Consider the following 24,864-nt stretch of genomic DNA (forward strand, 5'->3'; position numbering starts at 1 on the left):
CTGTGACTGATTTCGCGTACAAACCGACCCTCACCGGCGAACTGGTCGTCCTGCGGCCGATGGATGCGGGGGACTACGAGGCCCTGTTCGCCGCGATGAACGACCCGGAGGTGATGCGTTTCACGGGCAGCCACGGGGAGATCGGCGAGGAACGCGCCCGGGAGTGGTGCCGGACGCGGAAGGACCAGACCGACCGGCTGGATCTGGTTGTCATCGACCGCCAGACCGATCAGGTCGTCGGTGAGGTCGTACTGAACCAGTGGGACCCCGACAACCAGAGCTGCAGCTTCCGCATCCTGATCGGCCCGGCCGGCCAGGGCCGTGGCCTGGGCAGCGAAGCGACCCGGATGATTGTCGGCTATGGCATCGAGCAGCTCGGCCTGCACCGGATCAGCCTCGGCGTCTTCGCGTTCAACCCGCGCGCACAGCGGGCGTACGAGAAGGCCGGCTTCAAGCGCGAGGGCGTACTCCGGGACGCGCTGCGCTGGGACGGCGAGTGGCACGACGAGGTGGTGATGTCCGTGCTGGCCACGGAATGGATACCGTCTGAGGTGTGATCGACGCCGAACGCATCGCCGTACTGACCGGAGCCGGGATCTCGACTGCCTCGGGGATCCCGGACTTCCGTGGACCGGAGGGTGTCTGGACCAAGAACCCGGGCGCGGAGGCGATGTTCGACATCGACGAGTACGTCGCGCACCGGGACGTACGGGTGGCGTCATGGAAGCACCGGCTCGCCGTACCTGCCTGGCTGGCTGAACCGAACGCCGGCCACCACGCACTGGTCGAACTGGAGCGACAAAGCCGTCTGACCGGCCTGGTGACTCAGAACGTCGATGGACTGCACCAGAAGGCCGGATCGTCGCCGGAGCTCGTCCATGAGCTGCACGGCACTGTCTGGTACGTCGACTGCCTGCAGTGCGACCGCCGCATCCCGATGGCCGACGTACTCCCTCGGCTAGAGTCCGGCGAGGAGGACCCGGCCTGTGCGGTCTGCGGCGGCATCTTGAAGTCCGCGACGATCTCGTTCGGCCAGTCGCTCGACCGGGCCGTACTGGATCGCGCTGTTGCGGCTACTGCCACTGCCGAGGTCTTTCTGGCCATCGGCACGTCACTGCAGGTCTACCCGGCCGCAGGTCTCTGTGACCTGGCACTGAGCGACGGCAAGCCGCTGATCATCCTGAACGCCCAGCCGACCCCGTACGACGACCAGGCGACCACTGTGCTGCGTACGCCGATCGAAACGACGCTCCCAGGCCTCCTGGGCCCTGCATGAAGCTGGGCCCTGCCTGAAGAACAGACAGGGCCCAGTACTCCGATCAGCGGTTGAGCTTCAGATCCAGTGCCTGAACCTCGTCCTTCGGGGTCTGGTACGAGATGAGCAGCCGGCCGTCCTTCAGCAGGGCGCTGCGCTGAGCCGCCGTGATCGGGATCGACAGGTGCTTCGTCTTCGACGTGATCTGGCTCGCCGTGTGGTTCACGACGTGCCCGCTCATGTCCGGCGACCAGGCCGGGTAGCCACCGTCGGACACCGCGCACGGCGTGAAGCCGTAGTCCGGAGCCGGGTCGGCAGCAGGTGAGCAGCTGGTCGTGTACACCGGAATCGCACCGATCAGACCGGTCCACAGGAACAGCTGTGCACTACCCGAACCGGTCGACGACACATCCACCTCGACAGTGGACTTCTCGACCGACACCTTCTTCACCTTCAGCGAGTTCGACGCCGGTGCCGGCACCCGACCGGAGATCGGTACGCCGTTGCGCGCCGACTGGGCGATCGTCTGCGGCGACAGCACGCCGTTCAGGTTCGGGTTCGACACGTTCGGCGCACTCGGCTTGGTCGGACGATCCGCCGGCGGGGTGTAGCCCGCGACGGTCGCCTGACCCCAGCGGTACGGGTCGGACTGGACACTGCCCAGCGCCGACCAGCCGAGCCGGGTGCTCATGTCGATGTGCCGCAGCGTCGTGGTGCCCGCTGCCGAGGTGTCGTCGTTGTCGTACGGCGTGATGTTCAGACCCAGCTTCGCCGGGTCCACCGCGGCCGGCAGGTTCGACAGCGGGATCTTCACCTCGAGGTCGTACCCACCACCGGTGTACGCATGCGGCACCGTGGTCTCGTTCGACCCGACCCACTTCGCGGTCGAGGCGACCTGGACGCCCGGAGCGTTCGGCGCGTCGCTGACGTTCTTCGCCAGCGGCCCGGTCGAGTAGCCCTGGTGGTTGTCGGCGTCACGCGACCAGCAGGCGCCGTTGACGCCGTTGCCGTTCTTGTTCGTGGGGTCGTTCGTGAACGGGAAGATCCCGAGCTTGAACGTGTTCGCGGTGTCCATCAGGTCCTGCGAAGCGGTACCCCGCGGGTCGAGCAGGATCTCGACCGAGTCCGCCTGCCAGTGGCCGACGCACTCTTCGGGAGTGACGGCGTACGACTGGTAGTCGTCCTTGATGTGGATGAAGAAGTACAGCGCGTCGTCGGACCAGCTGACCTTCGCCGTGGAACCCTCACCGGTCGGCGAGACACCACAGTCGTCCACACCCGTACATCCCGACGCGCCCTGCCAGATGCGGCCCAGGTCGAGCGACGGACCGGTGTACTCACCAGGAGAGGCCACACCGTCCACCTTCGGCGTGGTGGTCGCCTTGGCGATGGTCGTGTTCGGTACGAGCGACAGCGTCAGCACCTCGTTGCCAGTACCAGCGGGGGCGCTGTACGTGGTGGTGATCGGAATCGACACGTTCTGGTTCTGCGGCAGCGTGGTGTCGCTGTTCGTCACCTTGAACGTCACTGTGGTCTCAGCACCGGCAGCCAGGTTGCTGTACGGCTTGGAGACCGCGTCAGCAGTGAAGTTGGCCGGCAGCGTAAGGCTGACCGCGCCACTCTGCGGCTGGTTCGACCAGTTGTGCACCACTACCGGTACGTCGATGGTCTTGCCGATGCCCATGGACTGGATGGCAGGCGAACGACCGAGCCGGGTGGCCTGCGGAGCAGTCTTGTCCAACCAGTCGTCGTACTCCTTCCAGTTGCCCCAGCGCTCGAACCGGCCCTCGGTCGCGGACACGATCCGAACCAGGTTGTCGGTGTACCCGGTCTTGTTGCCGGTGCTGTACAGCGCCGACACCTTGGCGTTCTGGTTCACAGCCGCGGTCGGGCTGGGCGTAACAGTGAAGGTGACCGTGGTCTCCTTGTTTCCCTTCACCACACCGACCCGCTGCGGCGGGCTGACCTTCCAGCCATCCGGAACGGTCAGCGCGGCCGTACCCGGCTTCAGCGGACCAGCACCGGAGCGCAGGTGCAGCGTGGCCTGGAACGGCGTACCGGCAACGTTGAGGAACCGGTCGAAGGTCAGGTACTCCAGCGTGCCGAGCGGAAGGCCGCCCGGGTCCGGCTTGGTCGCACCGAACAGGATCGCGTCGTCCTGACCAGCAGCCGTGTTGCTGTTCGGCTGGAACGGTACGAACGACTCCGTCATACCGAACCGGGAACAGGCAGGCGCCGACGTGCCCTTGTACATCACGCGGCTCTGCGTCGGGTACGCGGCGCGTCCCTCGTCAGCCACCTGCTGCCAGATCTTCGGCGTACCGGCAGGCTGACCCTGCAGATTGCCGGCCGGCCACTTGTACGGCGAGTTGTACCCGGTCCACACACCGGCAACGGTGTCGAGACCAGTCGGCGTGAAACCGGTCGTACAGTTCGCGGCAGTGGTCGTACCGCCCGTACCCGCGGTGGCACCGCCGGAGAAGACCTTCTTCACCTGCCAGGTGCTGAGCGCGTCCTTACCCTTCAGCTGCTCCGGGAACATGCTCGGGTCGGCCGCAGCGAGTACGCCCTCCCAGATCAGCCGCCCGGCCTGCTGGTGGTTGCCGTGACCCGCGGCGAGCGTCGGCGTGAAGCCGATGTACACCTCGGGCTGCGTCTCCCGGATCACCCGGGTGACCCGGCGCAGCGTCTCCTCGTGGTTCCAGAAGTACTGCGTCAGCGGCGCGCTCTGGTTGTAGAAGAAGTCGACACGGTCCAGGTTGAAGATGTCGATCGTGCCGGACCGGTAGTGCGCGACCCGGTCCTCGTTCTCGCGGCGCAGACCCAGGTCGGGACCCAGTTCGGTACCGGCCGAGTTCCCGCCGCCCTCACCTCGGGTCACCATGATCACGCCGCATTTGGTGCCGTACCGGTCGTGCCAGACGCCACAGGGGCCGATGATGCTGGTGTCGTCGTCGGGGTGGGCCCACTCCCCCATGACGTCGATCTTGGTCGCCCGGTCGGCGACGTACTTGGCCGGACCGGGATCGGCCTGGGCCATCCCGGTCGCCGCTACGCCTCCGAGCGGAATCAGGACAGCGGCTGCCAGCAGGGCAACCATGGTGCGGTAACGCTTCATTCTGCGCTCTCCCTATGGCGGATGTGACGGATATCCCCCGAACGGGTGGTGCTACTCCCTGACCGCGCCCTCGAGCATGCCCGCGATGAAATGGCGCTGCAGGAAGAGATAAAGGATCACGACCGGCGTCGCGACGATCACCGCGCCGGCCGCGAGCAGGGTGAACCCCTGGCTGTACTGGCCCTGGAAGAAGGCCAGACCGAGCGGCGCGGTCCGCAGGCTCTCGTTGGTGACCATCACCAGCGGGATCAGGAACTCGTTCCAGGTCCACATGAACACCAGCACGATCATCGTGACGATGGCCGGCCGGGCCAGCGGGACCTGGATCTGCCAGAGCATCCGCCGGGTGGACGCGCCGTCCAGCCGGGCCGCCTCGACCAGGTCGCGGCCGCCGGCCCGGAAGAAGGTCCGCATCCAGAAGGTGCCGAAGGCAACGGACTGCGCGACCTGCGGAAGCGCGACCGCCCAGTACGTGTCGGTCAGCCCGAGCGTCCGCAGATCGAAGTACAGCGGCACCACGATCGCCTCGCTGGGCATCATGATGCCGAGCAGGAACAGGTAGAACAGGATGCCGGAGCCGCGGAACCGCATGGTGCCGAAGGCGAACCCGGCCAGTACCGACAGCAGCACGCTGATCACCACGACCGACACCGACACCGCGAGACTCATCCGCAGGTAGGTGCCGAAGTGGCCGATCTTCCAGGCCTCGGCGAAGTTGCCGAAGCCGGACGTGTCACCGGCGTCGTTCGGTCCGAGCGCCGCCAGCACGACGGTCACGATCGGTCCGAGCGCGAAGGCGGCGAAGGCCAGCAGGATGACGTAGTTCGCCGCCTTCTCCGTACGCGAGATCATCGACTCCCCTCCCGGTCGCCGATCTTGTTGATGACCAGCGAGATGAGCAGGATCAGGACGGTCAGGGTGACGCCGATGGCCGCGGCCGAGCCGACCCGGCCGAGCTCGAAGGCCCGGTGGTACACCTCGTACGAGGGCACCGACGTCGAATTGCCCGGTCCGCCGCTGGTGGTCACGTACACCAGGTCGAAGGTCCGCAGCGCGGCGATCACGGTCAGCGTCAGCGCGACCGCGATCTCACCGCGGACCGACGGCAGCGTCACCGCGAAGAACTCCTGCACCGGGCCGGCGCCGTCCAGCCGGGCCGCCTCGTAGAGGCTCCCGCTGATCCGGCTCATCCCGGCCAGCAACAGCACGGTGACCAGACCGGTCTCGAACCAGGACCCGATGAACCCGACCGCCGGCAGCGCCAGCGCGTAGTCACCGAGCCAGCCGCGCGCGACCGAACCCAGGCCGATCGCGTGCAGCAGGTCGTTGATGGTGCCGTCCGGCGCGTACATCCGCCGCCAGGCGACCGCGACGACAACCATCGCGATCACCTGCGGCAGGAAGACCACCGTCCGGAAGAACGGCAGCCCGCGGACCTTCGCCCGGTTCAGGATCGACGCCAGCAGCAGGCCGACGCAGACCGGGATCACCGCGAAGAACAGCATCAGTACGAGCGCGTGCCCGAACGCGGACCGCAGTCCGGCGTCGCTGATGATCTCCTGGTAGTTGGCGAACCCGGCCCACTTGCCGAGCGTCAGTCCGTCCCAGTCGTAGAAGGACAGCTGGACCGAGCGCAGCAGCGGGTAGAGCAGGAACGCCGCGTAGACGGCGAACCCCGGCAAGATGTACAGGTAAGCGATCTTCCGGGGCTCGCCGGGGGGACTACCCGTTGGCTTGTGAGAACGCGCCATAGTCCTTCTCTAGCCGCTCGGCGAACTGGTCCGGGGTGGCCTTGCCACCCAGCAGGTCCTGCAGGGCCGCACCGATCGTGTCCGGCATCGTCGGCGTCGCGTAGTCGAGGTACGGAACCAGTCCGTCCGCCTCGACCACCTTGCCGAACGCCGCGAACACGTCCTTCTGCAGCGACCCGCTGACTTCCTGCTTGGCCGTGTCGGCCACCGGCAGGTTGCCGGTCTTGGTCAGGATGTTCATCGCGTCCGCGCTGGTGATGAAGTTCAGGTACGCGGCGGCCGCGTCCGGGTTCTTGCTCTTCGTGGTGATCGAGAACGGCAGCCCGGTACCGCCGGTGGCGATCGGCGCGGCGTCGGCGGCGGTACCCGGCGGCAGCATGAAGCCGACGTCGTCGCCCATCGCCTTGCCGAGGTCCTCGGCCAGCCAGGTGCCACCGATCAGGTACGTGCCCTTGCCCTTGCTGAAGGCCTGCCACGCCGGGTCGTAGTCCTGCCCGTTGAAACCGGCGTTGAAGTAGCCCTTGCCGACCCAGTCGGTCAGCGTCTGCGCGGCCTTCTTGTTCTCGTCGGTCGTCCAGGACGCGCCCTTGCGGCCGAAGCCGAGCTGCTTGATCGTGTCCGCGGGCGTGGTGCGGCCCTGGACCGTACCGAAGACGTGGATGGCCGGCCACTTCTCCAGGTTGCCGAGCACCAGCGGCGCGTCACCCTTCGCCTTCAGCGTGGCCAGCGACGACTGGAACTCGTCCCAGGTCTTCGGCTGCTGCACCCCGGCCTCGGCGAGCTTCTTCTTGCTGTAGAAGATGCCCACGACCTCGCCGACCTGCGGCATGCCGTAAAGGTTGCCCTGGCCAAACGTCTTCCCGTCCGGCGTGTACTGCGAGTACTGCCGAACCGACTGCGGGTAACGCTGATCCCAGTTGTACGCCTTCGCGTACGGGTCCAGCGGCACGAGCTGGTTCGCCTTGACGAACGCGCCCATGTCCGAGCGGCCGTTGTTCGCCTGGACTACGTCCGGCGGCTCGTTGCCGCTCAGCGCCAGCCGCAGCGTGGTCTTCAGGTCGTCGAACGACCGCGACACCCGCTTCAGCTTGATGTTCGGGTACTTCGCCTGGAACGCGTCGTTCAGCTGCTTCATCTGCGCTGCCTGGCCGCCACGGACCTCTTGGTCCCAGACCACCAGGTTGACGTCGCCGAGCTTGGCCGCGTCGGTCTGTACGGATGACGGGGTCGCCTGTGACGACGGGGCCGAGTTCTCGGCCCCGGGTGTACAGGCAACCGTGCTGACCAGGCCGAGCAGGCCGACAGCCGCGACGATCCCGAGCCGGGGATTGCGTGACATGGGGGTACTCCCTCCGACCTGACGGTCAGTTGTTGGTGACGTCGGCGTTCCGGGCGATGGTCGCCACGGCCCGGCGTACGGCGCCGACCGGCACACTTGGGACGATTTCGTCCAGAAACTCATACCTGCGGCGCAGCGATCGGGTGTAGCTGCTCTGATCACCGCTGGTCCGCAGATCCTGCCACCAGTCGGCGATGTCGCCCCAGCCGGGGGCGGCGAGTGAGCCACCGAACTGCTGGACCGCGAGGGCCGAGCAGAGGGTGGCGAAGGCCAGCCGATCGGCCAGCGCCCAGCCCGCGAGCGTACCGAGAACCAGGCCGGCGCCGAACACGTCACCGGCTCCGGTCGGGTCCAGCGCCGGTACCCGCAGGGCCGGCACCCGGGCTTCCTCACCGGTCTTCGCGTCGATGCCCATGGCACCGGCCGCGCCGTCGGTGACGATCGCCAGCGGGACCCGGTCGGCCAGCGCGTACAGCGCGTCCTGTGGCGACCCGGTCCGGGTGTACGCCATCGCCTCGCCCGCGTTCGGCAGGAAGGCGTCACAGTGGTCGAGCTGGGCAAGTACTTGCGGTGACCAGGTCCCGGTCGGGTCCCAGCCGACGTCGGCGAACACCAGGCCGCCGTCCTTGCGGGCCAGGTCGACCCAGGTCGACCGGGACGGGTCGCCGAGCGGCTCGATGTCGCCGAGGTCGACGATCACCGCCCCGGTCCGCGGCGGCTGCCCGATCAGTTCGGTGGCCGGCAGTGGTGACGGGTGCCCGTGCGTGACCATGCTGCGGTCACCGTCGTAGGCGACCGACATGGTCACCGGCGAGTGCCAGTTGTCGAACCGGCGGGACCGGCTGAGGTCGACGTGCTCCTGCTCGGACAGGGTGCGCCAGCAGAAGTCCGCGTAGTTGTCGTCACCGAACGCGGCCGCGAGCGAGGTCCGCAGGCCGAGGCGGGAGGCCGCGATCGCCAGGTTCGCGGTGCCGCCCGGTGACGAGCCCATCCCGTCCGCCCACACCTCGGTGCCGCCGGTGGGACGGTCGGCGAGCCCGGTGAAGATGATGTCGAGAAAGACCGTGCCCCACAGGAAGACGTCGAAGTCGGGTGTCCCGGGGCCGCGCAGACCAGCGAGCGGGTCGTAGGTCGTATCAGGCATGCCGGTCATCTTGCTCCTGACAAAGTCCCGTGGCAAGCATTTATGATCAAAAATATTCAGGACTTGCTCACTTCTGAGCGGATTTGCCTGCTATTGTTCGGGCCGTGCGACACCAGCGGCAACTCGAGATCGTGCAGCGGCTGCGGACCGATGGCGCCACTTCGGTGGAGGAGCTGGCCCAGCTGCTCGGGGTCAGTTCGGCGACCATCCGCCGCGACCTGCAACAGCTGGACGAGTCCGGTCAGATCACTCGCGTGCACGGGGGCGCGATCGTTCCGGCCGGCGACTCCGAGGACGCCGACCGGGACTACCCGTTCGCCTCGGTGGCCGCGGACGCGACCCCCGAGAAGCGGCAGGTGGCCCGGCTGGCGGCGACGCTGGTCCAGGACGGTGACGTGGTGCTGCTGGACGTCGGCACCACCACCCAGTTGCTGGCCGAGGAGTTGCGTACGCGGCCGGTGACCGTGATGACGACGAGTCTCGCGGTCCTGGACGTACTGCGTGACGATCCGGTGGTGGAGCTGATCCTGCTCGGCGGCTGGGTCCGCCGGGCGTACCACTCGCTGGTCGGCGTACTGACCGAGGATGCACTCCGCCAGGTCCACGCGGACGTGGCGTTCCTCGGTGCCAGCGGCGTCCGGCGGGACGGTTACGTGCTCGACACCACCACCATCGAGGTACCGGTGAAACGAGCCGTGATCGAGGCGTCCGACAAGACCGTCCTGCTCGCCGACCGGAACAAGTTCCCCGGCAACGGCAAGCTCAAGGTCTGCGGCGCCGACGATCTCGACGTACTGGTGACAAACCCCGGGGCCGACCCGGCAACACTCCAGAACTGCATCGACCACGGCGTGGAGGTACTAACCATATGAAGCTGGCGATCCTCGGTGGCGGAGGCTTTCGGGTTCCGCTCGTGTACGGGGCGGTGATGCGTGACCGGGGTGGCCAACGAGTCGATCAGGTCTGCCTGTACGACGTCGTGCCGGAACGGCTCGAGGCGATCGGTGAGGTACTGCGGCAACTGGCCGCGGAGCAGCCGGACGCGCCGAAGGTCGAGGTGACCACCGACCTGGATGTCGCGCTGGACGGCGCCGACTTCATCTTCTCCGCGATCCGGGTCGGCGGGTTGCCGGGCCGGACGGCGGACGAGCGGGTCGCGCTCGATCTCGGGCTGCTCGGTCAGGAAACCACCGGCCCGGGCGGACTCGCGTACGGGCTGCGTACCGTACCGGCCGCGATGCACGTCGCGGAGCGGGTCGCGGCGATCTGCCCGCAGGCGTGGGTGATCAACTTCACCAACCCGGCCGGCATGATCACCGAGGCCATGCAGCGCGTCCTCGGCAACCGGGTGATCGGGATCTGCGACTCCCCGATCGGCCTCGGCCGGCGCGCCGCGCACGCCCTCGGCCACGACCCCGACCGGGCCTCCCTGGGGTACGTCGGCCTGAACCACCTCGGCTGGCTGAACGAGCTCGGGTACGACGGCCGCGACGTACTTCCGGACCTGATCGCGAACGATGCGCTGCTCGGCACGATCGAGGAAGGCCGGCTGTTCGGCGCCGAGTGGATTCAGACGCTTGGCAGCATCCCGAACGAGTACCTGTACTACTACTACTTCACCCGGGACGCGGTCGCGTCGATCCGGGGCAGCGCCGAGACCCGTGGTGAGTTCCTGCTGAATCAGCAGCGCGCGTTCTACGACGCGGTCGCGGCCGATCCGGCGTCGGCGCTGGGCCGCTGGCGCGCGGTCCGCGAAGAGCGCGATTCGACGTACATGAAGGAGACCCGCGAGGCCTCCGAGGCTCGCGACGCGGCGGACGTGGCCGGCGGCGGGTACGAAGGGGTGGCGGTCGCGATCATGGCGGCGATCGCGCGGAACGAGCGCAGCACGATGATCCTGAACGTACGCAACGGCAGCACTGTCCCTGGCTTGCCGGCGGACGCGGTGGTCGAGGTGCCGTGCACAGTGGACGCGGACGGCCCGCATCCGCTCGCGACTTCGCCGCTGGCTGGTCATCAGCTCGGGCTGGTGCAGCAGGTGAAGGCCGTTGAGCAGCTGACCATCACGGCTGCGCTGGAGCACTCCCCCCGGTTGGCACTGGAGGCGTTGGCGCTGCATCCGCTCGTTGACTCGGTTACTACCGCGCGCACACTGCTCAGCAACTACCGGAGTCGCCACGCTGATCTGGACGAGCTGTTGCGGTAACTGCTCCTGTAGCCGCTCCCGTGCTCGTGACCCTTCCGTGACGTCCAAGCCCTCCTCAGCGTAAGGAGCGGACGCTACCCTCCCGGCAACGTACGGCGGCGGGAGGGGACCGTGATGCGCGGGTTCAGGCGTTGGACTGCGGGGATCACTGCTGGTGCTGTGGTGGTGCTGGGATTGGCGACAGCACCACCTGCTCCTCCCGCGGTGGCTCAGCAGGTGCCGCCAGTGGAGGTGGCTGGTCCGGCGGTTACCGCGGCGGACAAGGCGCTCGCGACGCCGAGCCTGCGCGCCGATCTGACCAAGGAGCGGTTCTACTTCCTGATGGCGGATCGGTTCGCCAACGGTGACAAGTCCAACGACGCGGGCGGACTGACCGGTGACCGGCTGCAGACCGGGCTGGACCCGACCGACAAAGGCTTCTACCACGGCGGTGACCTGGCCGGGGTGATCCAGAAACTCGACTACATCAAGTCGCTGGGTACTACCTCCATCTGGCTCACGCCGTCGTTCAAGAACCGGCCGGTCCAGGGCACTGGCACGGACGTCAGCGCCGGGTACCACGGGTACTGGATCACCGACTTCACCCAGATCGATCCGCATCTCGGTACGAACGCGGACATGAAGCGGCTGATCGACCTGGCGCATCGCAAAGGGATGAAGGTCTTCTTCGACATCATCACCAACCACACCGCGGACGTGATCTCGTACCAGTCCGGCAACTACGGGTACGTCCCGAAGTCCACCAGCCCGTACAAAGATGCGGCCGGCAACGTGTTCGACGACAAGCAGTACGCCGCCGGTGACACGTTTCCGCCGCTGGACAAGAACAGCTCGTTCCCGAACGTACCCGTCTTCCGGATGCCCGCCGACGCTTCGGTGAAGGTGCCGGCGTGGCTGAACGATGCGACCCAGTACCACAACCGCGGCGACTCGACGTTCGCCGGTGAGAGCGCCGAGTACGGCGACTTCGTCGGGCTGGACGACCTGTTCACCGAGCAGCCGAAGGTCCGCGACGGGCTGATCGACGTGTACAGGACCTGGGCCGAGTTCGGTATCGACGGGTTCCGGATCGACACCGTCAAGCATGTGAACCTCGAGTTCTGGCAGAAGTTCTCACCGGCGGTGCTGGCGGCCGCGCGGGCCTCGGGTACGAAGAAGTTCTTCATGTTCGGCGAGGTGTACGACGCGAATCCACAGTTCATGTCGACGTACACGACCAAGGGAAACCTGCAGGCGACGCTCGACTTCGGGTTCCAGCAGAACGCGGTCGCGTACGCGAAGGGCGATCCGGGTACGAAGCTGCGCGACCTGTACGCGAACGACGACTACTACACGGACACCGACTCGAACGCGTACCAGCTGCCCACTTTCCTTGGTAACCACGACATGGGCCGAGTCGGTACGTTCCTGAAGCAGAGCGGGGCGTCCGGCAAGGAGCTGCTCGCGCGGGACGAGCTGGCGCACTCACTGATGTACCTGACTCGCGGCCAGCCGGTCATCTACTACGGGGATGAGCAGGGCTTCACAGGCGCGGGCGGTGACAAGGACGCGCGGCAGGACATGTTCGCGACCAAGACAGCCGACTACGCGGACGACGAGGTTGTAGACGGTACTGGCACTACCACGATCGGCAGCAAGGACCGGTACGACGTCAATGCGCCGCTGTACAAGCACATCGCCGCGTTGGCTCGGTTGCGGTCGAAGTACCCGGCACTGTCCGATGGGCGGCAGGTGCACCGGTACTCGTCGAACAGCAACGGGCTCTATGCGTTCAGTCGGCTTGGCAGCGACAACGTCGAGTACCTAGTAGTGGCAAACAATTCGAAGACGGCTGCTAATGCGACTGTGGCGACGTACGGACCGCGCACCTGGCTGCGGCCGGTCTATGGCGGCTCCACCGCTGTTAAGACGGACCGCGAGGGACGGGTCCTCGTCAGCCAGCCGCCGCTGTCCGTCACCGTGTACCAGGCGCAGAAGAAGGTGCCAGCGCGCTCCAAGGCACCAGCTGTTTACATGAGCTCGCCGGAGCTGGGTGCGACCGTCAGTGGGCGCGCTGAGATCGCCGCGGCTGTTCCGGAGAACACTCCGGCCACTGTGACCTTCGGCTACCGCCCAGTGGGTACCAAGGAGTGGAAGCGGCTCGGTTCGGATGACAGTGCGCCGTACCGGGTGTTCCAGGACGTATCCGGGCTGCCCAAGGGCACGCAGCTTGAGTACCGCGCCGTACTACGTGATGCCTCGGGCAACTACTCCGCATCCAGCTCGTACGGGGTCGTGGGTGACGCGCCGCCACCTGGCGGGGGTGGGAACACCGGACTGGTCGTGCAGCCGGCCAACGTGTCAGTACCGGGCGACCACAACAGTGAGATGGGCTGTGCGGCTGACTGGTCGCCGGACTGCTCTCAGGCGCAGCTGACACTCGACCCTAAGGACAAGGTGTGGAAGGGGACGTACACACTCCCGGCGGGTGAGCATGCCTACAAGGCGGCGATCAACAAGAGCTGGGACGAGAACTATGGTGCCGGCGGTACGTTGAACGGCGCCAACATCTCGTACACCGCACCGAATGGGCCCGTCACCTTCTACTACGAGCACGGGCGGCACTTCGCCACGTCCAACGCGCAAGGGCCGATCATCACGGTGCCCGGGTCGTTCCAGTCCGAGCTGGGCTGCCCTACTGACTGGGACCCGTCCTGTATGCGCCCCTGGTTGACCGACGAGGACGGCGACGGGACGTACACCTGGTCGACGAGTGAGTTGGGCGCGGGCAGCTACGAAGCGAAGGTCGCACACAACCTGTCGTGGGACGAGAGCTACCCGGCCGCCAACGTACCGGTGACAGTGCCGCGCGACGGGTTGATCGTCACGTTCTCGTACGTGCTGGCGACGCACCAGTTCACGGTAACCACCGCCAAGCCCGGCGCGCAGCCGGACCTTGGCCAGGCGAAGGCACAGTGGGTCAGCCGGGACACTCTGCTCGTACCGGCCGTCGACCACCCGGAGCGGTTCCGGTGGCGGCTGCACTGGTCGGCGACTGGCGCGCTGAAGATCGATGCGGATGACATCGGCGGGGCGTCGATCGGGCTGCGGTACGACCCGCGCGAGGTACGTCCTGGGTACACGACGCTCCGCCTGTCGCACTTGGGGGCGTTGCATGGCGTGCGGTTGGGGACGGCGCAGTTGGGTCTGGCCCAGTACGACGACACCGGCCGGCTGCTGGACGCGACCGGAGTTCAGCGCGGGGGTTGATGACGCTCTGCGGTTGATCGGGTGCTTTTCGTTGCCAGGCTGAACGGTTCGAGATTAACGTGTGCAATGACAGGTTGGGAAACTTTCTTTCCAACCAGCCTCGAGCACAACCCGAGCAGTCCAGACCCGAGCAGCCCCAGACCCGATCAGCCCAGACCCGATCAGATCCGGCTTGTTCAGCCCAGGCCGGATCAGCCCCAGCCTCCAGGAGGCCGCCCCCGATGAGCGCCCGCATCGCCCGATTGTTGACCATCACTGCCCTCGCCACCACCCTCTGCACCGCAACCGCAACCACCCGAACCGCAACCCCACCCGCCGTCGCGGCGGAATCCCCCACCTCAGCCGCTGACCGTTCCTCAGCCGCTGACCGTTCCTCACCCGCTGACGCTGGCTCCCCCGCCGGCTCTTCCGCTGCCGCAGGTTCCGCCGCCTCACCCACCACACCTAGTGCGGTGGCAGCGCGTGCCGCCGAGCGCAGCGTGCACGCGAAGACAACTCTCCGCGCCACCGGCTCCGCGACCCCGATCCCCGGCTTCCTGATCCAGTCGTCCAAGCAGGTCCCCGACGACGCCGCGGTCACCAAACCCGGCTTCCCAACCGCCGGCTGGCTGCCGGTGGCCGCGCGGACAACCGTCCTGGCCGGCCTGCTGGCGCACGGGAAGTACCCAGATCCGTACTTCTCCACAAACATGAAGAGCATCGACAAAGAGCAGTTCACCGTCCCCTGGTGGTACCGCTCAAACCTCGACCTCACCGACACCTCGAAACGCACCTACCTCGACTTCAGCGGCATCCTCTCCCGCGCCGATGTCTGGGTGAACGGCGTACTGGTCGCGGACAAGAACCAGATCGCCGGCACGTACACGCGCCACGACCTCGACATCACCGACCTGGTACACAAGGGCAGCAACGCGATCGCCTTCAAGATCTACCCGAACAACCCGAACCGCGACCTGACCATCGGCTGGCTCGACTGGGTGCAAACTCCACCGGACCGGAACATGGGCATGGTCCGCGACATCCTCGTACGCCGCAGTGGGCCGGTCGCCCTGCGCGGCGCTCACGTGGTCACCAAGCTGACCGTCCCGTCTCTCGACCGCGCCACGCTCACCGCGAAGGTTGACGTACGCAACGACTCCACCACCCCGGTGCGCACCACGGTGTACGGTCACGTGGCCGGCGTGGCGATCAGCAAAACGGTCGAGCTGGCAGCCAAGGAGAAGAAGACCGTCAGCTTCGACACCGTCGAGCTGCGGCATCCGAAGGTCTGGTGGCCGGCGCAGCTGGGCGGGCAGCCGATGTACTCGCTCGCGCTGACCGCGTCTGTCTCCGGCCGATCGTCCGACGTCGCGCGTTCGAGTTTCGGCGTACGGGAGGTGACGTCCACGCTGACCAGCGCCGGCGGTCGCCTCTACAGCATCAACGGGAAACCGCTGCTGATCCGCGGCGCCGGGTACAACGCGGAGATCTTCCTGCGGTGGGATCAGCAGTACGTGCAGGACAAACTCAACTATGTAAAGGACCTCGGCCTGAACGCGATCCGGCTCGAGGGTCACCTGGAACCGGACGAGTTCTTCGAGATGACCGACCGGATGGGCCTGCTGGTCATGCCTGGCTGGGAATGCTGCGACAAGTGGGAAGGCCAGGTCCACAGCGGCGGCGAGAGTGGCGAGCGCTGGGTCGAAGCCGATTACCCGATCGCCAAGGCGTCGATGACCGGCGAGGCCGAGCGGCTGCGTGACCATCCCAGCGTCTTCACGTTCCTGATCGGCAGCGACTGGGCACCGAACGAACGGATCGAGAAGAACTACCTGGACGCGCTCGCCGCGGCCGACTGGCAGACGCCGGTGATCGCGTCCGCGTCCGGGCGGAAGTCGCCGCAACTCGGCTCCGGCGGGATGAAGATGAACGGGCCGTACGACTGGATTCCGCCGAACTACTGGTACGACAAGGCACATTCCGACAGTGGCGGCGCGTGGGGTTTCAACTCCGAAACCAGCGGCGGGCCGGGCATCCCGACGATGGACACCCTGAACCGGTTCCTCACTCCGGCCGAGCTGGAGATCCTCTGGAAGGACCCGACCGCGGCGCAGTACCACCGCTCGTCGTCGAGCACTTTCAACAACTTCAAGCTCTTCGGCAACGCGCTGGCCGGCCGGTACGGCGCTCCGAAGGATCTGGACGACTATGTCCGCAAGTCGCATCTGGCGCAGTACGAGAACGTGCGCGCCGAGTTCGAGTCGCATGCCCGCAACTTCACGGACGCGACGAATCCGTCGACCGGGCTCATCTACTGGCAGCTCAACAGCGGCTGGACGTCCTTGAACTGGCAGCTGTTCGATGTCTACCTGGATCAGAACGGCGCGTACTACGGCGCGAAGAAGGCGAACGAGCCGTTGCACATCCAGTACTCGTACGACGACCAATCCGTTGCCGTGATCAACCAAACCCCGACGGCGAAGAACGGGCTGAAGGCAACGGTCAAGGTCTACAACATCGATGGGACCGAGAAGTTCAGCGAGACCGCGAAGGTTGCCGTACCCGGTGGTGGCGGCAAGGCCACGGCACTGACGATCCCGGCAATCGAAGGATTGTCGACAACCTACTTGGCCAAGCTGGTCCTCACCGACGCGGCCGGCCGGGAGCTCAGCCGCAACGTGTACTGGTTGTCGACAAAACCCGACACGCTCGACTGGTCGAAGACCGACTGGTGGTACACCCCGACCACCAGCTACGCCGACCTCTCCGGCCTGTCCAACCTGGCACCGGCCACCGTACGAGCCGACAATCCCCGAACCGTCCGCTCCGGCGACTCGGTAACCACCACCGTCACGCTGAAGAACACCTCCACCGGGAAGTCCCCCGCGTTCTTCGTCGACACCGACATTGTCAACAATGCCGGCCACCCGATCCTGCCCGTGCAATGGACCAACAACGCCATCACCCTCTGGCCCGGCGAATCCACCACCCTCAAAGCCACCTACCGAGCCTCCGACGCAGGCCCCACCAACCCATCCATCCGCATCACCGCCTGGAACACCCCCACCCAAACAATCCCAACCCCCTAACCAACCCCCGCCCTACCCTTCCAGAGCCCCCAACCCACTCCCGCCAGCCTGCTCCTCAATCGCCTGCAACGCCACGTCCGAGCGACCGGTGGTGGCGGTGCACCTGCTCCTCGCGAAGACGGCGAACCTGCTCCCTCCAGGCGCGGCGAGCCTGCTCCTCCGGGGGCGAGCCTGCTCCTCGAAGGGTGGCGTGCCTGGTTCTCAGAGGGTGGCGAAGCGGGAGGCGGCGACGAAGGCGGCCAGCGCCAGCAGCACGGTGTTGGCCGCCACCGCCCGCGGCTCCCGAAGCGACGCATGCGAGGTCGCCGCGCCAATCATCACCACCGAAAGACCAACCGCGGCCAGCGGCGTGAGTACTCGCGCCGTCCCAACCAGCCACGGCACGAACAATCCAAGCACCGCCAGCAGTTCACACCCCGCGACACAGCGGACCAACGGCATCGGAAACGGCGCGATCCCCGTCTGCCCACTCGCCAACAACCGCGCGCGTGACATAACCGACTTCGCCACCCCCGAGATCGCGAAAACAATCGCCAGCACACCGGTAAAGATCCACGTGATGATGTCCATACCAATCGCAGACGATCAACACCCCCACCCCGTGACACCCGCCCCCACTCCACCTTCTCGACCCGCCTGCGCCTGTGATGCAGTGGATGCGTCACTGGGTGATGGTGTGAATCGTCTGAGAGGGAGTGATGGAGGAACTCAGGCCGCTGCTGCTGTCGATCGCGTACCGGATGCTGGGCACGTTCGGTGACGCGGAGGACGTCGTGCAGGAGGCCTACCTGCGGTTGCACCGTGAGCGTGACGTCACCTCCCCGAAAGCCTTCCTGACCACCGTGACGACGCGGTTGGCAATCGACCAGCTGCGGTCGGCGCGGCGTCAGCGCGAGCAGTACTTCGGGCCTTGGCTACCGGAGCCCGCGGTCGACGAGTACGTCGATCTTGCCGACCGCGCCGCGCTCTCGGACTCCCTGTCCACCGCCTTTCTCGTGGTGCTCGAACGGCTCACGCCGGACCAGCGCGCCGTCTTCCTGCTCGGTGACGTCTTCGGCTACTCGTACGAGGAGCTGGCCGGCTTCCTCGGCAAGTCGCCGGCCAACTGTCGCCAGCTCGCGGTCCGGGCTCGTCGTAGGATTGCTGACAATCGACCACGCTACGATCCGTCGCCGCAAGAACGCGACGAACTCGTCCGCCGATTCGTCGCCGCCGCCCAGAACGGCGAACTCGCCGGGCTGGTCGCACTGCTGACTCCGGACGTGACCTTCACCGGCGATGGCGGCGGCAAGGGCGGCTTCCCCCGTCCGGTACATGGCGCGGACAACGTCGCCCGGTTGATCATCGGCGCCTTCGCCAAGTTCCAGCACCTCGCCACCGAGCCCGTACACGTCGGCGGCCAGCCCGCGCTGCGCGTACACACCCCCACCGGCCACACCGTGGCGATCTGGTCCTTCACGATCGCCGAAGCCCAGGTCACCGCCATCCACGGCGTCGTCAACCCCGACAAGCTGACCCACCTCCAACCGCCGCCCAACCACCGCCCCTGACTCAGCCACACCACACCCACCGGCCGGCGTTCCGGCCGCCATCCAGCGATCTCCGGAAAGAATCTGCCGATAGTTGCCAGTCATGTTCCGCAAAGCCGCTGGCGCGGAAGCTCACATCCGTACGCGTCCACGCGGCGCCGAACGCCCGTGACCCCGACCCCGACCAGGGTGAGCACGTCGGCACCCCGCCCGCTCAACCAACGCGACCACAGCGAGCCCGCCGACACCCCGCCCGCTCAACCAACGCGACCACAGCGAGCCCGCCGACACCCCGCCCGCTCAACCAGCGCGACCACGGTGAGCCCGTCGGCCGGGGGCGCTCGGCCAGCAGGATGCGCCTTGTCCCGATCGGCAGTTGCACCTTGTCTTCGCCCGCAGGATGCGTCTCGTCTTTTGCCGGCAGGATGCGCCTCGTCTTTGTCGGCAGGATGCGTCTTATTTTTGTCGGTGTGGGGAGATAGCGTGCTGGGGGTGAGCCGACTTCCACGGAGTACGCCAGCTGCCCAAGGTTTGTCCGTCGCGGCGCTCGACAGTTTTGTCGGGGCGCTCGATGCCGCCGAGCCCGAGATCCAGACCTTGATGCTGCTGCGCCACGGGCACGTCGTACTTGAAGAGGCCTGGGCGCCGTACCGGATCGAGGACCCGCACCTGCTGTTCTCCGTGTCGAAGAGCTTCACCTCGACCGCGATCGGGCTGGCGATCGACGCCGGCCTGCTGACGCTGGACGACCCGGTGGTCTCGTTCTTCGACGCGGAAGAGCTGCCGGAGACGATCAGCCCCAACCTGGCCGCGATGCAGATCCGGCATCTGCTCACGATGACGACCGGCCATTCGCAGGACACGGTCGAGGCGCTCAGCCGGGATCGCCGGATGGTCAAGATCTTCCTCGGGCTCGAAGTGCAGCACGAGCCAGGCACGGTGTTTGTCTACAACAGCGGCGCCACGTACATGCTGTCCGCGATCCTGCAGCGGCTGACCGGCGAGCGGCTGGTCGACTACCTCCGCCCACGGCTGTTCGAGCCACTCGGTGCGACCGAGGCGAGCTGGCAGGCATCGACGGAAGGCATCACCACCGGCGGCTGGGGGCTGAGCATCAACACCGAGTCACTGGCGTGTTTCGGGCAACTGCTGCTGCAGAACGGTGAGTGGAACGGCACCCAGCTCGTACCAGCCGAGTGGTACGCCGCGGCCACCTCAAAGCAGGTGCCGAACGACAACCAGGACAACCCGGATTGGAAGCAAGGGTACGGCTTCCAGTTCTGGCGCGGGCGCCACAACACCTACCGTGGCGACGGGGCCTTCGGGCAGTACGTGCTGGTCCTCCCGGAGTACGACGCCGCGCTGATCGTCACGAGCGCGACCGGCGACATGCAGGCCATCCTCAACACGGCCTGGGAGTACTTGCTCCCGGCGCTGGAGGGTAAAGAGGTGCCGACGGTCGCGCGCCCGGAGCGCCTCCAGGTGCCACCGCCGACCGGAGCAGGGCCGACGGGTGGCGACGGGACGACGTACCGTTTCGCCGACAACCTGGCTGGACTGACCGCGGTCCGGCTGGACGCCGACGGTTCCGGGACGTTCACCTTCGCCGGGCTGGAGCCCGGTGCGACCGACCCGGTCGACATCGTCGTTCGCGCCGGCGATTGGGCCGAGCTCGACTCGGTCGGGGTGCTCAAGGAGGCCGATCCGCAGACCACGCAGCGGGTGGTGTCGAGCGCGTCGGCCGGCCAGCAGTCCGGCCAGACCGGGCTCGACGGTGTCGCGTTCGTGGCGACGATCCGGTTCGTCGAAACGCCGTTCGTACTCACCCTCAGCTGCCGCACCGAGGGCGGCGTGATGACGGTCGACGCTGAGCAGAACGTCTCCTTCGGGCCAACACAACTCACGATCACTTCGGAGGTGTGATCTACCTCATGTCACACGGAAGCAGGTGGTGCGTGTCCTCCGGGTCGTAATCGCAGACGACGGAGGACGAAATGAAGGTCTTGGTGGCAGGCGCGACCGGCGGGCTCGGGCGGTCGCTGGTACCGCAGCTGGTGGCGGCCGGGCATGACGTGACCGGGATGATCCGGTCCGAGTCGGGCGCGGCCGGCGTACGCGCGTTCGGTGCGGACGTCGTACTCGCGGACGGTCTCGACGCGGCCTCCGTACGCGACGCGGTGGAGTCCGTACGACCGGAGGTGGTCGTGCATCAGATGACGGCGCTGAAGGGCGGGATCGACTTCAAGCACTTCGACGAGAGCTTCGCGATGACGAACCGGCTGCGTACCGAAGGCACCGACAACCTGCTCGCGGCATCACGCGCGGCCGGTGTCCGGCGGATCGTCGTCCAGTCGTACGCGGGCTGGAATCTGCAGCACGGTGGTTCGGCCACGAAGACCGAGGCGGACCCGTTCGAAGCACAGCCCGCGCCGTCGCAGCGCGAGACGATGGCCGGGCTCAAGCACCTGGAGTCGGTGGTCACGGGCGCCGAAGGTATCGAAGGCATCGTGCTGCGGTACGCGAGCTTCTACGGCCCGACCGGCGACATCGGCAAGGGCGGTTCGATGGTTGAGCTGGTACGCAAGCGGCGGCTGCCCATCATCGGCGACGGCACCGGCGTCTGGTCGTTCATCCACTACGACGACGCGGCCGCGGTGACGGTGAAGGCGATCGAGAGCAGCGCCACCGGCGTGTACCAGGTAGCGGACGACGACCCGGCGCAGGTCGCGGTCTGGCTTCCCGAGCTGGCCCGCATCCTCGGCGCGAAAGCACCGCGGCGTGTACCCACCTGGATCGGGCGCCTGGCCGCCGGGGACGCCGGGGTCGCGGCGTTCACCGAGATCCGCGGCGTCGACAACACGCTGGCGAAGACCACCTTCGACTGGCAGCCCGGGTACGCATCCTGGCGGGAAGGATTCCGGAACGGGCTGTGACGCCTAAGGTTGGTGGGCATGAGCCTGACGCCCGCCGAACAGAAAGTACTGGACCGGATCGACGCGGATCTGCTGGTCCGGATCACCCAGGACCTGGTCCGCGCTCCCGGTCAGAACCCGCCCGGTGAGGAGGCCGCGACGGTCGCCGCGCTGACCGCCGCGGCGCGCGACCTCGGCCTGGAGGTTCGTACGTCACCGGTCGAACCTGGTCGTGACAACGCCTCGATCACGCTTGCCGGTGGCAACAATCCGGGCCTGTTGCTGCTCGGGCACACGGATGTCGTACCGGTCGGCGACGGGTGGACAGTCGACCCGTACGGCGGCCTGCTCCGCGACGGGCGCGTGTACGGCCGGGGCGCGACCGACATGAAAGGCGGCCTGGCAGCAGCTCTTGTCGCGATGGCCGCCCTCCGCGAAACCACCCTCACCGGCCCGGTCGAACTAGCCGCCGTCGTCGACGAGGAGGAGACGGGAAAGGGCATCCGCGCGTACATCGAACAGCACCGCTCCGCCGGCCAGATCGAGACGCCGAGGTCGGCCGCCGGCGGGATCGAGCAGCAAGGTTCTGGTGCACGGCCGCTCGACGGGAACAGTTCCGGCGCGCGGCAGTACGTCGGGTGCATCACCGCTGAGCCGACCGACCTGCAGACGATCGTCGCGGCCCGCGGTGACTCCTACCTGCAGGTGTCCGTACACGGCCGCGCGTCCCACGCCGGCAACCCGGACGGCGGCGCGAACGCAATCTACGGCGCCGCCGCGATCGTCGCGGAAATCGAGAAGCTGCACGCCGAACTGGCCGCCGCGCCGCACCCGCTGCTCGGCCCAGCCACCTGGAGCGTCGGCCAGATCAACGGCGGCACCGGCGGCTCCATCGTCCCCGCCGACTGCGTGGTCGTCGCCGACCGCCGCCTTCTCCCGGGCGAGGTCCCCGCCGAGGTACTCGCTGACCTGAGCCGCCGCGTCGCTGCGCTGCACTTGGAGGACCGCGGTCTGACCGTTGAGCTGGCAATGCCGATGGAAATGCCCGCCTTCGAAACCCCCGAGGCAGCCGACCTGGTCCGCATCACCGAGGCAGCCCGTACTGACGCCGGCGGCCAGCCGATGCCCTTGGCCGGCTGGACGGCCGCCTGCGACGGCGGCTACATCGCCCGCGATCTGGGCGTCCCGGTCGTTGTCCTCGGGCCCGGTTCAGTCACCACCCAAGCTCACCGCGCCGACGAGTCGGTTCCGCTGACCGACTTACTGACCGCGGCGCGCGCGTACACCCTCGCTGCCCTCCGGCTCCTCACCTGACCCAAACCCCGTTGACCTGAGGGTGGTTCGGGTCTCAGGTCAACGGGGTTCGCGCTAACGGGGTTCGGGGCTGAGGGCTCCGAGGTGCCGGCTAGAGCCGGCTGAACGTGAGGGTTTCGCCGCGGGCGCCGCCCATCCAGAGGTCCTGGCAGGCGGCGGCGAATTCTTCGAGGTTCTCGGTGACCGCGCCGAAAACGTTGCCCGGTACCCAGCCCTGGTCGCCGTTGATCAGCAGGTTGTTGCGCCCGTAGAACATCGCAAGGTCGACAATCGCACCCGTGGTGCCGGTGCCGGTCGTGTTCTCGTACCCGTAGGCGGGGTTGCCCAGGTCGTCGGAGTCGAACGAGAACCAGCACAGGTCACCGGGGATCGGCGTGACTGTCGTGTTCTCCTTGCCAGGATCGGTGGGTGCGAACGCGGGCAGCAGCGTGTAGATCTCGTTCCGCGCGTACTTGCCGTGGAACACCGGCGCCGACAAGGGCAACGCGTCCCAGACCGCCGTACATGTCCGCGGCGCCACGTCTTCCAACAGCTTCGCCACGCAGCTCACGCCACGCTTGTCCAGGCTGACGGTGATGTACTTGCTCACTGTGCCTCCAGGGTGGGGGTGCGGAGATGCCAGTCGGTCGCGGCCTGGTACGCCTGCCCGACCCGCAGTGTCAGTGCGTCGGCGTGACGCGCCGCGACCACCTGCAAACCGGCGGGCAGCCCGGCCTTGGTGAAGCCGCACGGCACGCTGAGCGCCGGCTGCTGCGTGAGGTTGAACGGATAGGTGTACGGCGTCCAGTCGGTCCAATCCGGCGACGCGGACCCGTCCGGTACGTCCTGGCCGACCGGGAATGCGGTGATCGGGAGCGTCGGCGTGACGAGTACGTCGTACTGCTCGTGGAACTTCCCCATCAACGTGCCGAGATCCATCCGGATCGTGGTGGCGTCGAGGAAGTCGGAGGCCGAATACGCCGAGCCGAGCTCCGCGACCCGGCGCAGTCCTGGATCGACCCGATCGTCGACCTCGTATGACGACAGCACCTTTGCCGCGCCCGACCACCACAGCACGTTGAACGCGTCGATCGGGTCGGTGAAACCTGGATCGACCTCGGTCACTATCGCGCCGGCGTCCGCGAGTACGCCGACCGCGGCCCGGACGAGTGCCTCCACCTCCGGGTCATTGTTGACAAAGCCGAGATCGGCCGAGAACGCGATCCGCAGTCCGGCGACGCCGTCGTCGATACCGTTCAGGAACGAGGTCGGTGGCGTCGGCATCGCGGACCAGTCACGCGAGTCGAAGCCGCTGACCACATCGAGCAGCGCCGCCGTGTCGCGTACGGTCCGTGTCATCGGTCCGGCGTGCGACAACGTACCGAACGCGCTCGCCGGGAAGAGCGGGATCAGTCCGTACGTCGGCTTCAGCGCGACCGTGCCGGTGAACGCGGCCGGGATCCGGACCGATCCACCGCCGTCGGTACCTAATGACCACGCACCCATGCCGAGACCGACCGCGGTCGCCGAGCCGCCGCTCGATCCGCCGGAAGTCTTGGTTGCATCCCACGGGTTGCCGGTCGCGCCGTACGTGTACGAGTCGGTGACGCCCTTCCAGGAGTACTCCGGGGTAGTCGTCTTGCCGAGGATGACCGCGCCGGTCTCGCGGAGCCGTGCGACCGAGGGCGCGTCCTGGTCCCACGGTCCGGCCGGATCGATCATCGTGCTGCCGCGCATTGTCGGCCATCCGATTGTCCACAATGCGTCCTTGATCGATGTCGGTACGCCGTCACCCGGACCGAGCGGCGTACCCGCACGCCAGCGGGCCTCCGATTCCTTGGCCGCGGCCAACGCGCCTTCGGCGTCCACGAGGACGAACGCGTTGACCTGTTCGTCGTACTTCTCGATCGCGTCCAGCGCATACTGGGTCGCTTCGACCGGGGACAGTGCCCCGGTCCGGTAACCCTCGACCAACTCGGTTGCCTGTGTCATCGATGTTG

18 protein-coding genes are annotated in these 24,864 nt (G+C 67.2%); 10 read left to right on the plus strand and 8 right to left on the minus strand.

The window, feature by feature from the left end; translation table 11 throughout:
* Positions 1–2: 2 nt before the first annotated feature.
* Together HDA44_RS12325 and HDA44_RS12330 are read left to right on the plus strand one after the other, a co-directional pair.
* Positions 3–557 carry a GNAT family N-acetyltransferase gene (locus HDA44_RS12325; RefSeq protein ID WP_184833920.1) on the plus strand — a complete coding sequence of 185 codons (555 nt, stop codon included), beginning with the start codon at positions 3–5 and terminating at the stop codon, positions 555–557.
* Positions 554–1,276, plus strand: coding sequence for a Sir2 family NAD-dependent protein deacetylase (locus HDA44_RS12330; RefSeq protein ID WP_184833922.1), 723 nt, complete (start codon positions 554–556; stop codon positions 1,274–1,276). Before HDA44_RS12325 ends, HDA44_RS12330 begins: the two co-directional genes overlap by 4 nt.
* A 43-nt stretch (positions 1,277–1,319) precedes the next feature.
* On the opposite strand, the gene HDA44_RS12335 is transcribed toward HDA44_RS12330, so the two are convergent.
* Genes HDA44_RS12335 through HDA44_RS12355 form a run of 5 tightly spaced genes read right to left on the minus strand, consistent with a single transcriptional unit; the run spans position 1,320 to position 8,607 of the window.
* Positions 1,320–4,373 (minus strand): PIG-L family deacetylase, encoded by a 3,054-nt coding sequence (locus HDA44_RS12335; protein WP_184833924.1) that lies wholly within the window; start codon positions 4,371–4,373, stop codon positions 1,320–1,322.
* 51 nt (positions 4,374–4,424) lie between these two features.
* Positions 4,425–5,225: a carbohydrate ABC transporter permease gene (locus HDA44_RS12340; protein WP_184833926.1), complete on the minus strand. Its 801-nt coding sequence runs from the start codon at positions 5,223–5,225 to the stop codon at positions 4,425–4,427.
* Positions 5,222–6,055, minus strand: coding sequence for a carbohydrate ABC transporter permease (locus tag HDA44_RS12345; protein WP_238352428.1), 834 nt, complete (start codon positions 6,053–6,055; stop codon positions 5,222–5,224). The genes HDA44_RS12340 and HDA44_RS12345 overlap by 4 nt, the downstream gene beginning before the upstream one ends.
* 40 nt (positions 6,056–6,095) lie before the next feature.
* Positions 6,096–7,463: an extracellular solute-binding protein gene (locus HDA44_RS12350; RefSeq protein WP_184833930.1), complete on the minus strand. Its 1,368-nt coding sequence runs from the start codon at positions 7,461–7,463 to the stop codon at positions 6,096–6,098.
* A 25-nt stretch (positions 7,464–7,488) separates the two neighbouring features.
* Entirely contained in the window at positions 7,489–8,607 is a 1,119-nt protein-coding gene (locus HDA44_RS12355) for a carbohydrate kinase family protein (RefSeq protein ID WP_238352429.1), read from the minus strand.
* Positions 8,608–8,711: 104 nt separating this feature from the next.
* Between HDA44_RS12355 and HDA44_RS12360 the strand changes: the two genes are divergently transcribed.
* The 4 genes from HDA44_RS12360 to HDA44_RS12375 all read left to right on the plus strand — a co-directional run bounded on the left by HDA44_RS12360 (position 8,712) and on the right by HDA44_RS12375 (position 17,130).
* The gene (locus HDA44_RS12360; RefSeq protein ID WP_184833934.1) at positions 8,712–9,479 is read left to right on the plus strand and encodes a DeoR family transcriptional regulator; all 768 of its coding nucleotides are present in this window, start codon (positions 8,712–8,714) and stop codon (positions 9,477–9,479) included.
* Entirely contained in the window at positions 9,476–10,813 is a 1,338-nt protein-coding gene (locus HDA44_RS12365) for a 6-phospho-beta-glucosidase (protein ID WP_184833936.1), read from the plus strand. Before HDA44_RS12360 ends, HDA44_RS12365 begins: the two co-directional genes overlap by 4 nt.
* 225 nt (positions 10,814–11,038) lie before the next feature.
* Positions 11,039–14,062, plus strand: a complete 3,024-nt coding sequence (locus HDA44_RS12370) for an alpha-amylase family glycosyl hydrolase (RefSeq protein WP_337905898.1) — start codon at positions 11,039–11,041, stop codon at positions 14,060–14,062.
* A 452-nt stretch (positions 14,063–14,514) separates the two neighbouring features.
* On the plus strand, positions 14,515–17,130 hold the full coding sequence (locus HDA44_RS12375; protein WP_184833938.1) for a glycosyl hydrolase 2 galactose-binding domain-containing protein: 2,616 nt from the start codon (positions 14,515–14,517) through the stop codon (positions 17,128–17,130).
* Between the two features lie 201 nt (positions 17,131–17,331).
* On the opposite strand, the gene HDA44_RS12380 is transcribed toward HDA44_RS12375, so the two are convergent.
* Positions 17,332–17,700: a DoxX family protein gene (locus HDA44_RS12380; RefSeq protein ID WP_184833940.1), complete on the minus strand. Its 369-nt coding sequence runs from the start codon at positions 17,698–17,700 to the stop codon at positions 17,332–17,334.
* 128 nt (positions 17,701–17,828) lie between these two features.
* On the opposite strand from HDA44_RS12380, the gene sigJ reads away from it, so the two are divergent.
* The 4 genes from sigJ (at position 17,829) to HDA44_RS12400 (ending at position 22,885) form a co-directional block, all read left to right on the plus strand.
* Positions 17,829–18,680: an RNA polymerase sigma factor SigJ gene (gene sigJ, locus HDA44_RS12385; protein ID WP_184833942.1), complete on the plus strand. Its 852-nt coding sequence runs from the start codon at positions 17,829–17,831 to the stop codon at positions 18,678–18,680.
* 471 nt (positions 18,681–19,151) lie between these two features.
* Positions 19,152–20,582, plus strand: coding sequence for a serine hydrolase domain-containing protein (locus HDA44_RS12390; protein WP_337905900.1), 1,431 nt, complete (start codon positions 19,152–19,154; stop codon positions 20,580–20,582).
* Positions 20,583–20,653: 71 nt separating this feature from the next.
* A complete protein-coding gene (locus HDA44_RS12395; RefSeq protein ID WP_184833946.1) occupies positions 20,654–21,592 on the plus strand; it encodes an NAD-dependent epimerase/dehydratase family protein in 939 nt (312 codons plus the stop codon).
* 18 nt (positions 21,593–21,610) lie between these two features.
* Positions 21,611–22,885: a M20 family metallopeptidase gene (locus HDA44_RS12400; RefSeq protein WP_184833949.1), complete on the plus strand. Its 1,275-nt coding sequence runs from the start codon at positions 21,611–21,613 to the stop codon at positions 22,883–22,885.
* Positions 22,886–22,976: 91 nt separating this feature from the next.
* Here HDA44_RS12400 and HDA44_RS12405 read toward each other — a convergent pair whose 3' ends face one another.
* A complete protein-coding gene (locus HDA44_RS12405) occupies positions 22,977–23,474 on the minus strand; it encodes a DUF3830 family protein (RefSeq protein WP_184833951.1) in 498 nt (165 codons plus the stop codon).
* Positions 23,471–24,856 carry an amidase gene (locus tag HDA44_RS12410; protein ID WP_238352430.1) on the minus strand — a complete coding sequence of 462 codons (1,386 nt, stop codon included), beginning with the start codon at positions 24,854–24,856 and terminating at the stop codon, positions 23,471–23,473. The genes HDA44_RS12405 and HDA44_RS12410 overlap by 4 nt, the downstream gene beginning before the upstream one ends.
* Positions 24,857–24,864: the final 8 nt, after the last annotated feature.

Origin of the sequence: Kribbella solani (genome assembly GCF_014205295.1) — a bacterium.
Lineage (GTDB): Bacteria > Actinomycetota > Actinomycetes > Propionibacteriales > Kribbellaceae > Kribbella > Kribbella solani.

Coding starts and splice junctions, on each gene's coding strand:
- HDA44_RS12335 (WP_184833924.1), bottom strand. CDS start 4,373: ATGAAGCGTTACCGCACCATGGTTGCCCTGCTGGCAGCCGCTGTCCTG.
- HDA44_RS12340 (WP_184833926.1), bottom strand. CDS start 5,225: ATGATCTCGCGTACGGAGAAGGCGGCGAACTACGTCATCCTGCTGGCC.
- HDA44_RS12350 (WP_184833930.1), bottom strand. CDS start 7,463: ATGTCACGCAATCCCCGGCTCGGGATCGTCGCGGCTGTCGGCCTGCTC.
- HDA44_RS12355 (WP_238352429.1), bottom strand. CDS start 8,607: ATGCCTGATACGACCTACGACCCGCTCGCTGGTCTGCGCGGCCCCGGG.
- HDA44_RS12365 (WP_184833936.1), top strand. CDS start 9,476: ATGAAGCTGGCGATCCTCGGTGGCGGAGGCTTTCGGGTTCCGCTCGTG.
- HDA44_RS12380 (WP_184833940.1), bottom strand. CDS start 17,700: ATGGACATCATCACGTGGATCTTTACCGGTGTGCTGGCGATTGTTTTC.
- sigJ (WP_184833942.1), top strand. CDS start 17,829: ATGGAGGAACTCAGGCCGCTGCTGCTGTCGATCGCGTACCGGATGCTG.
- HDA44_RS12395 (WP_184833946.1), top strand. CDS start 20,654: ATGAAGGTCTTGGTGGCAGGCGCGACCGGCGGGCTCGGGCGGTCGCTG.
- HDA44_RS12400 (WP_184833949.1), top strand. CDS start 21,611: ATGAGCCTGACGCCCGCCGAACAGAAAGTACTGGACCGGATCGACGCG.
- HDA44_RS12410 (WP_238352430.1), bottom strand. CDS start 24,856: ATGACACAGGCAACCGAGTTGGTCGAGGGTTACCGGACCGGGGCACTG.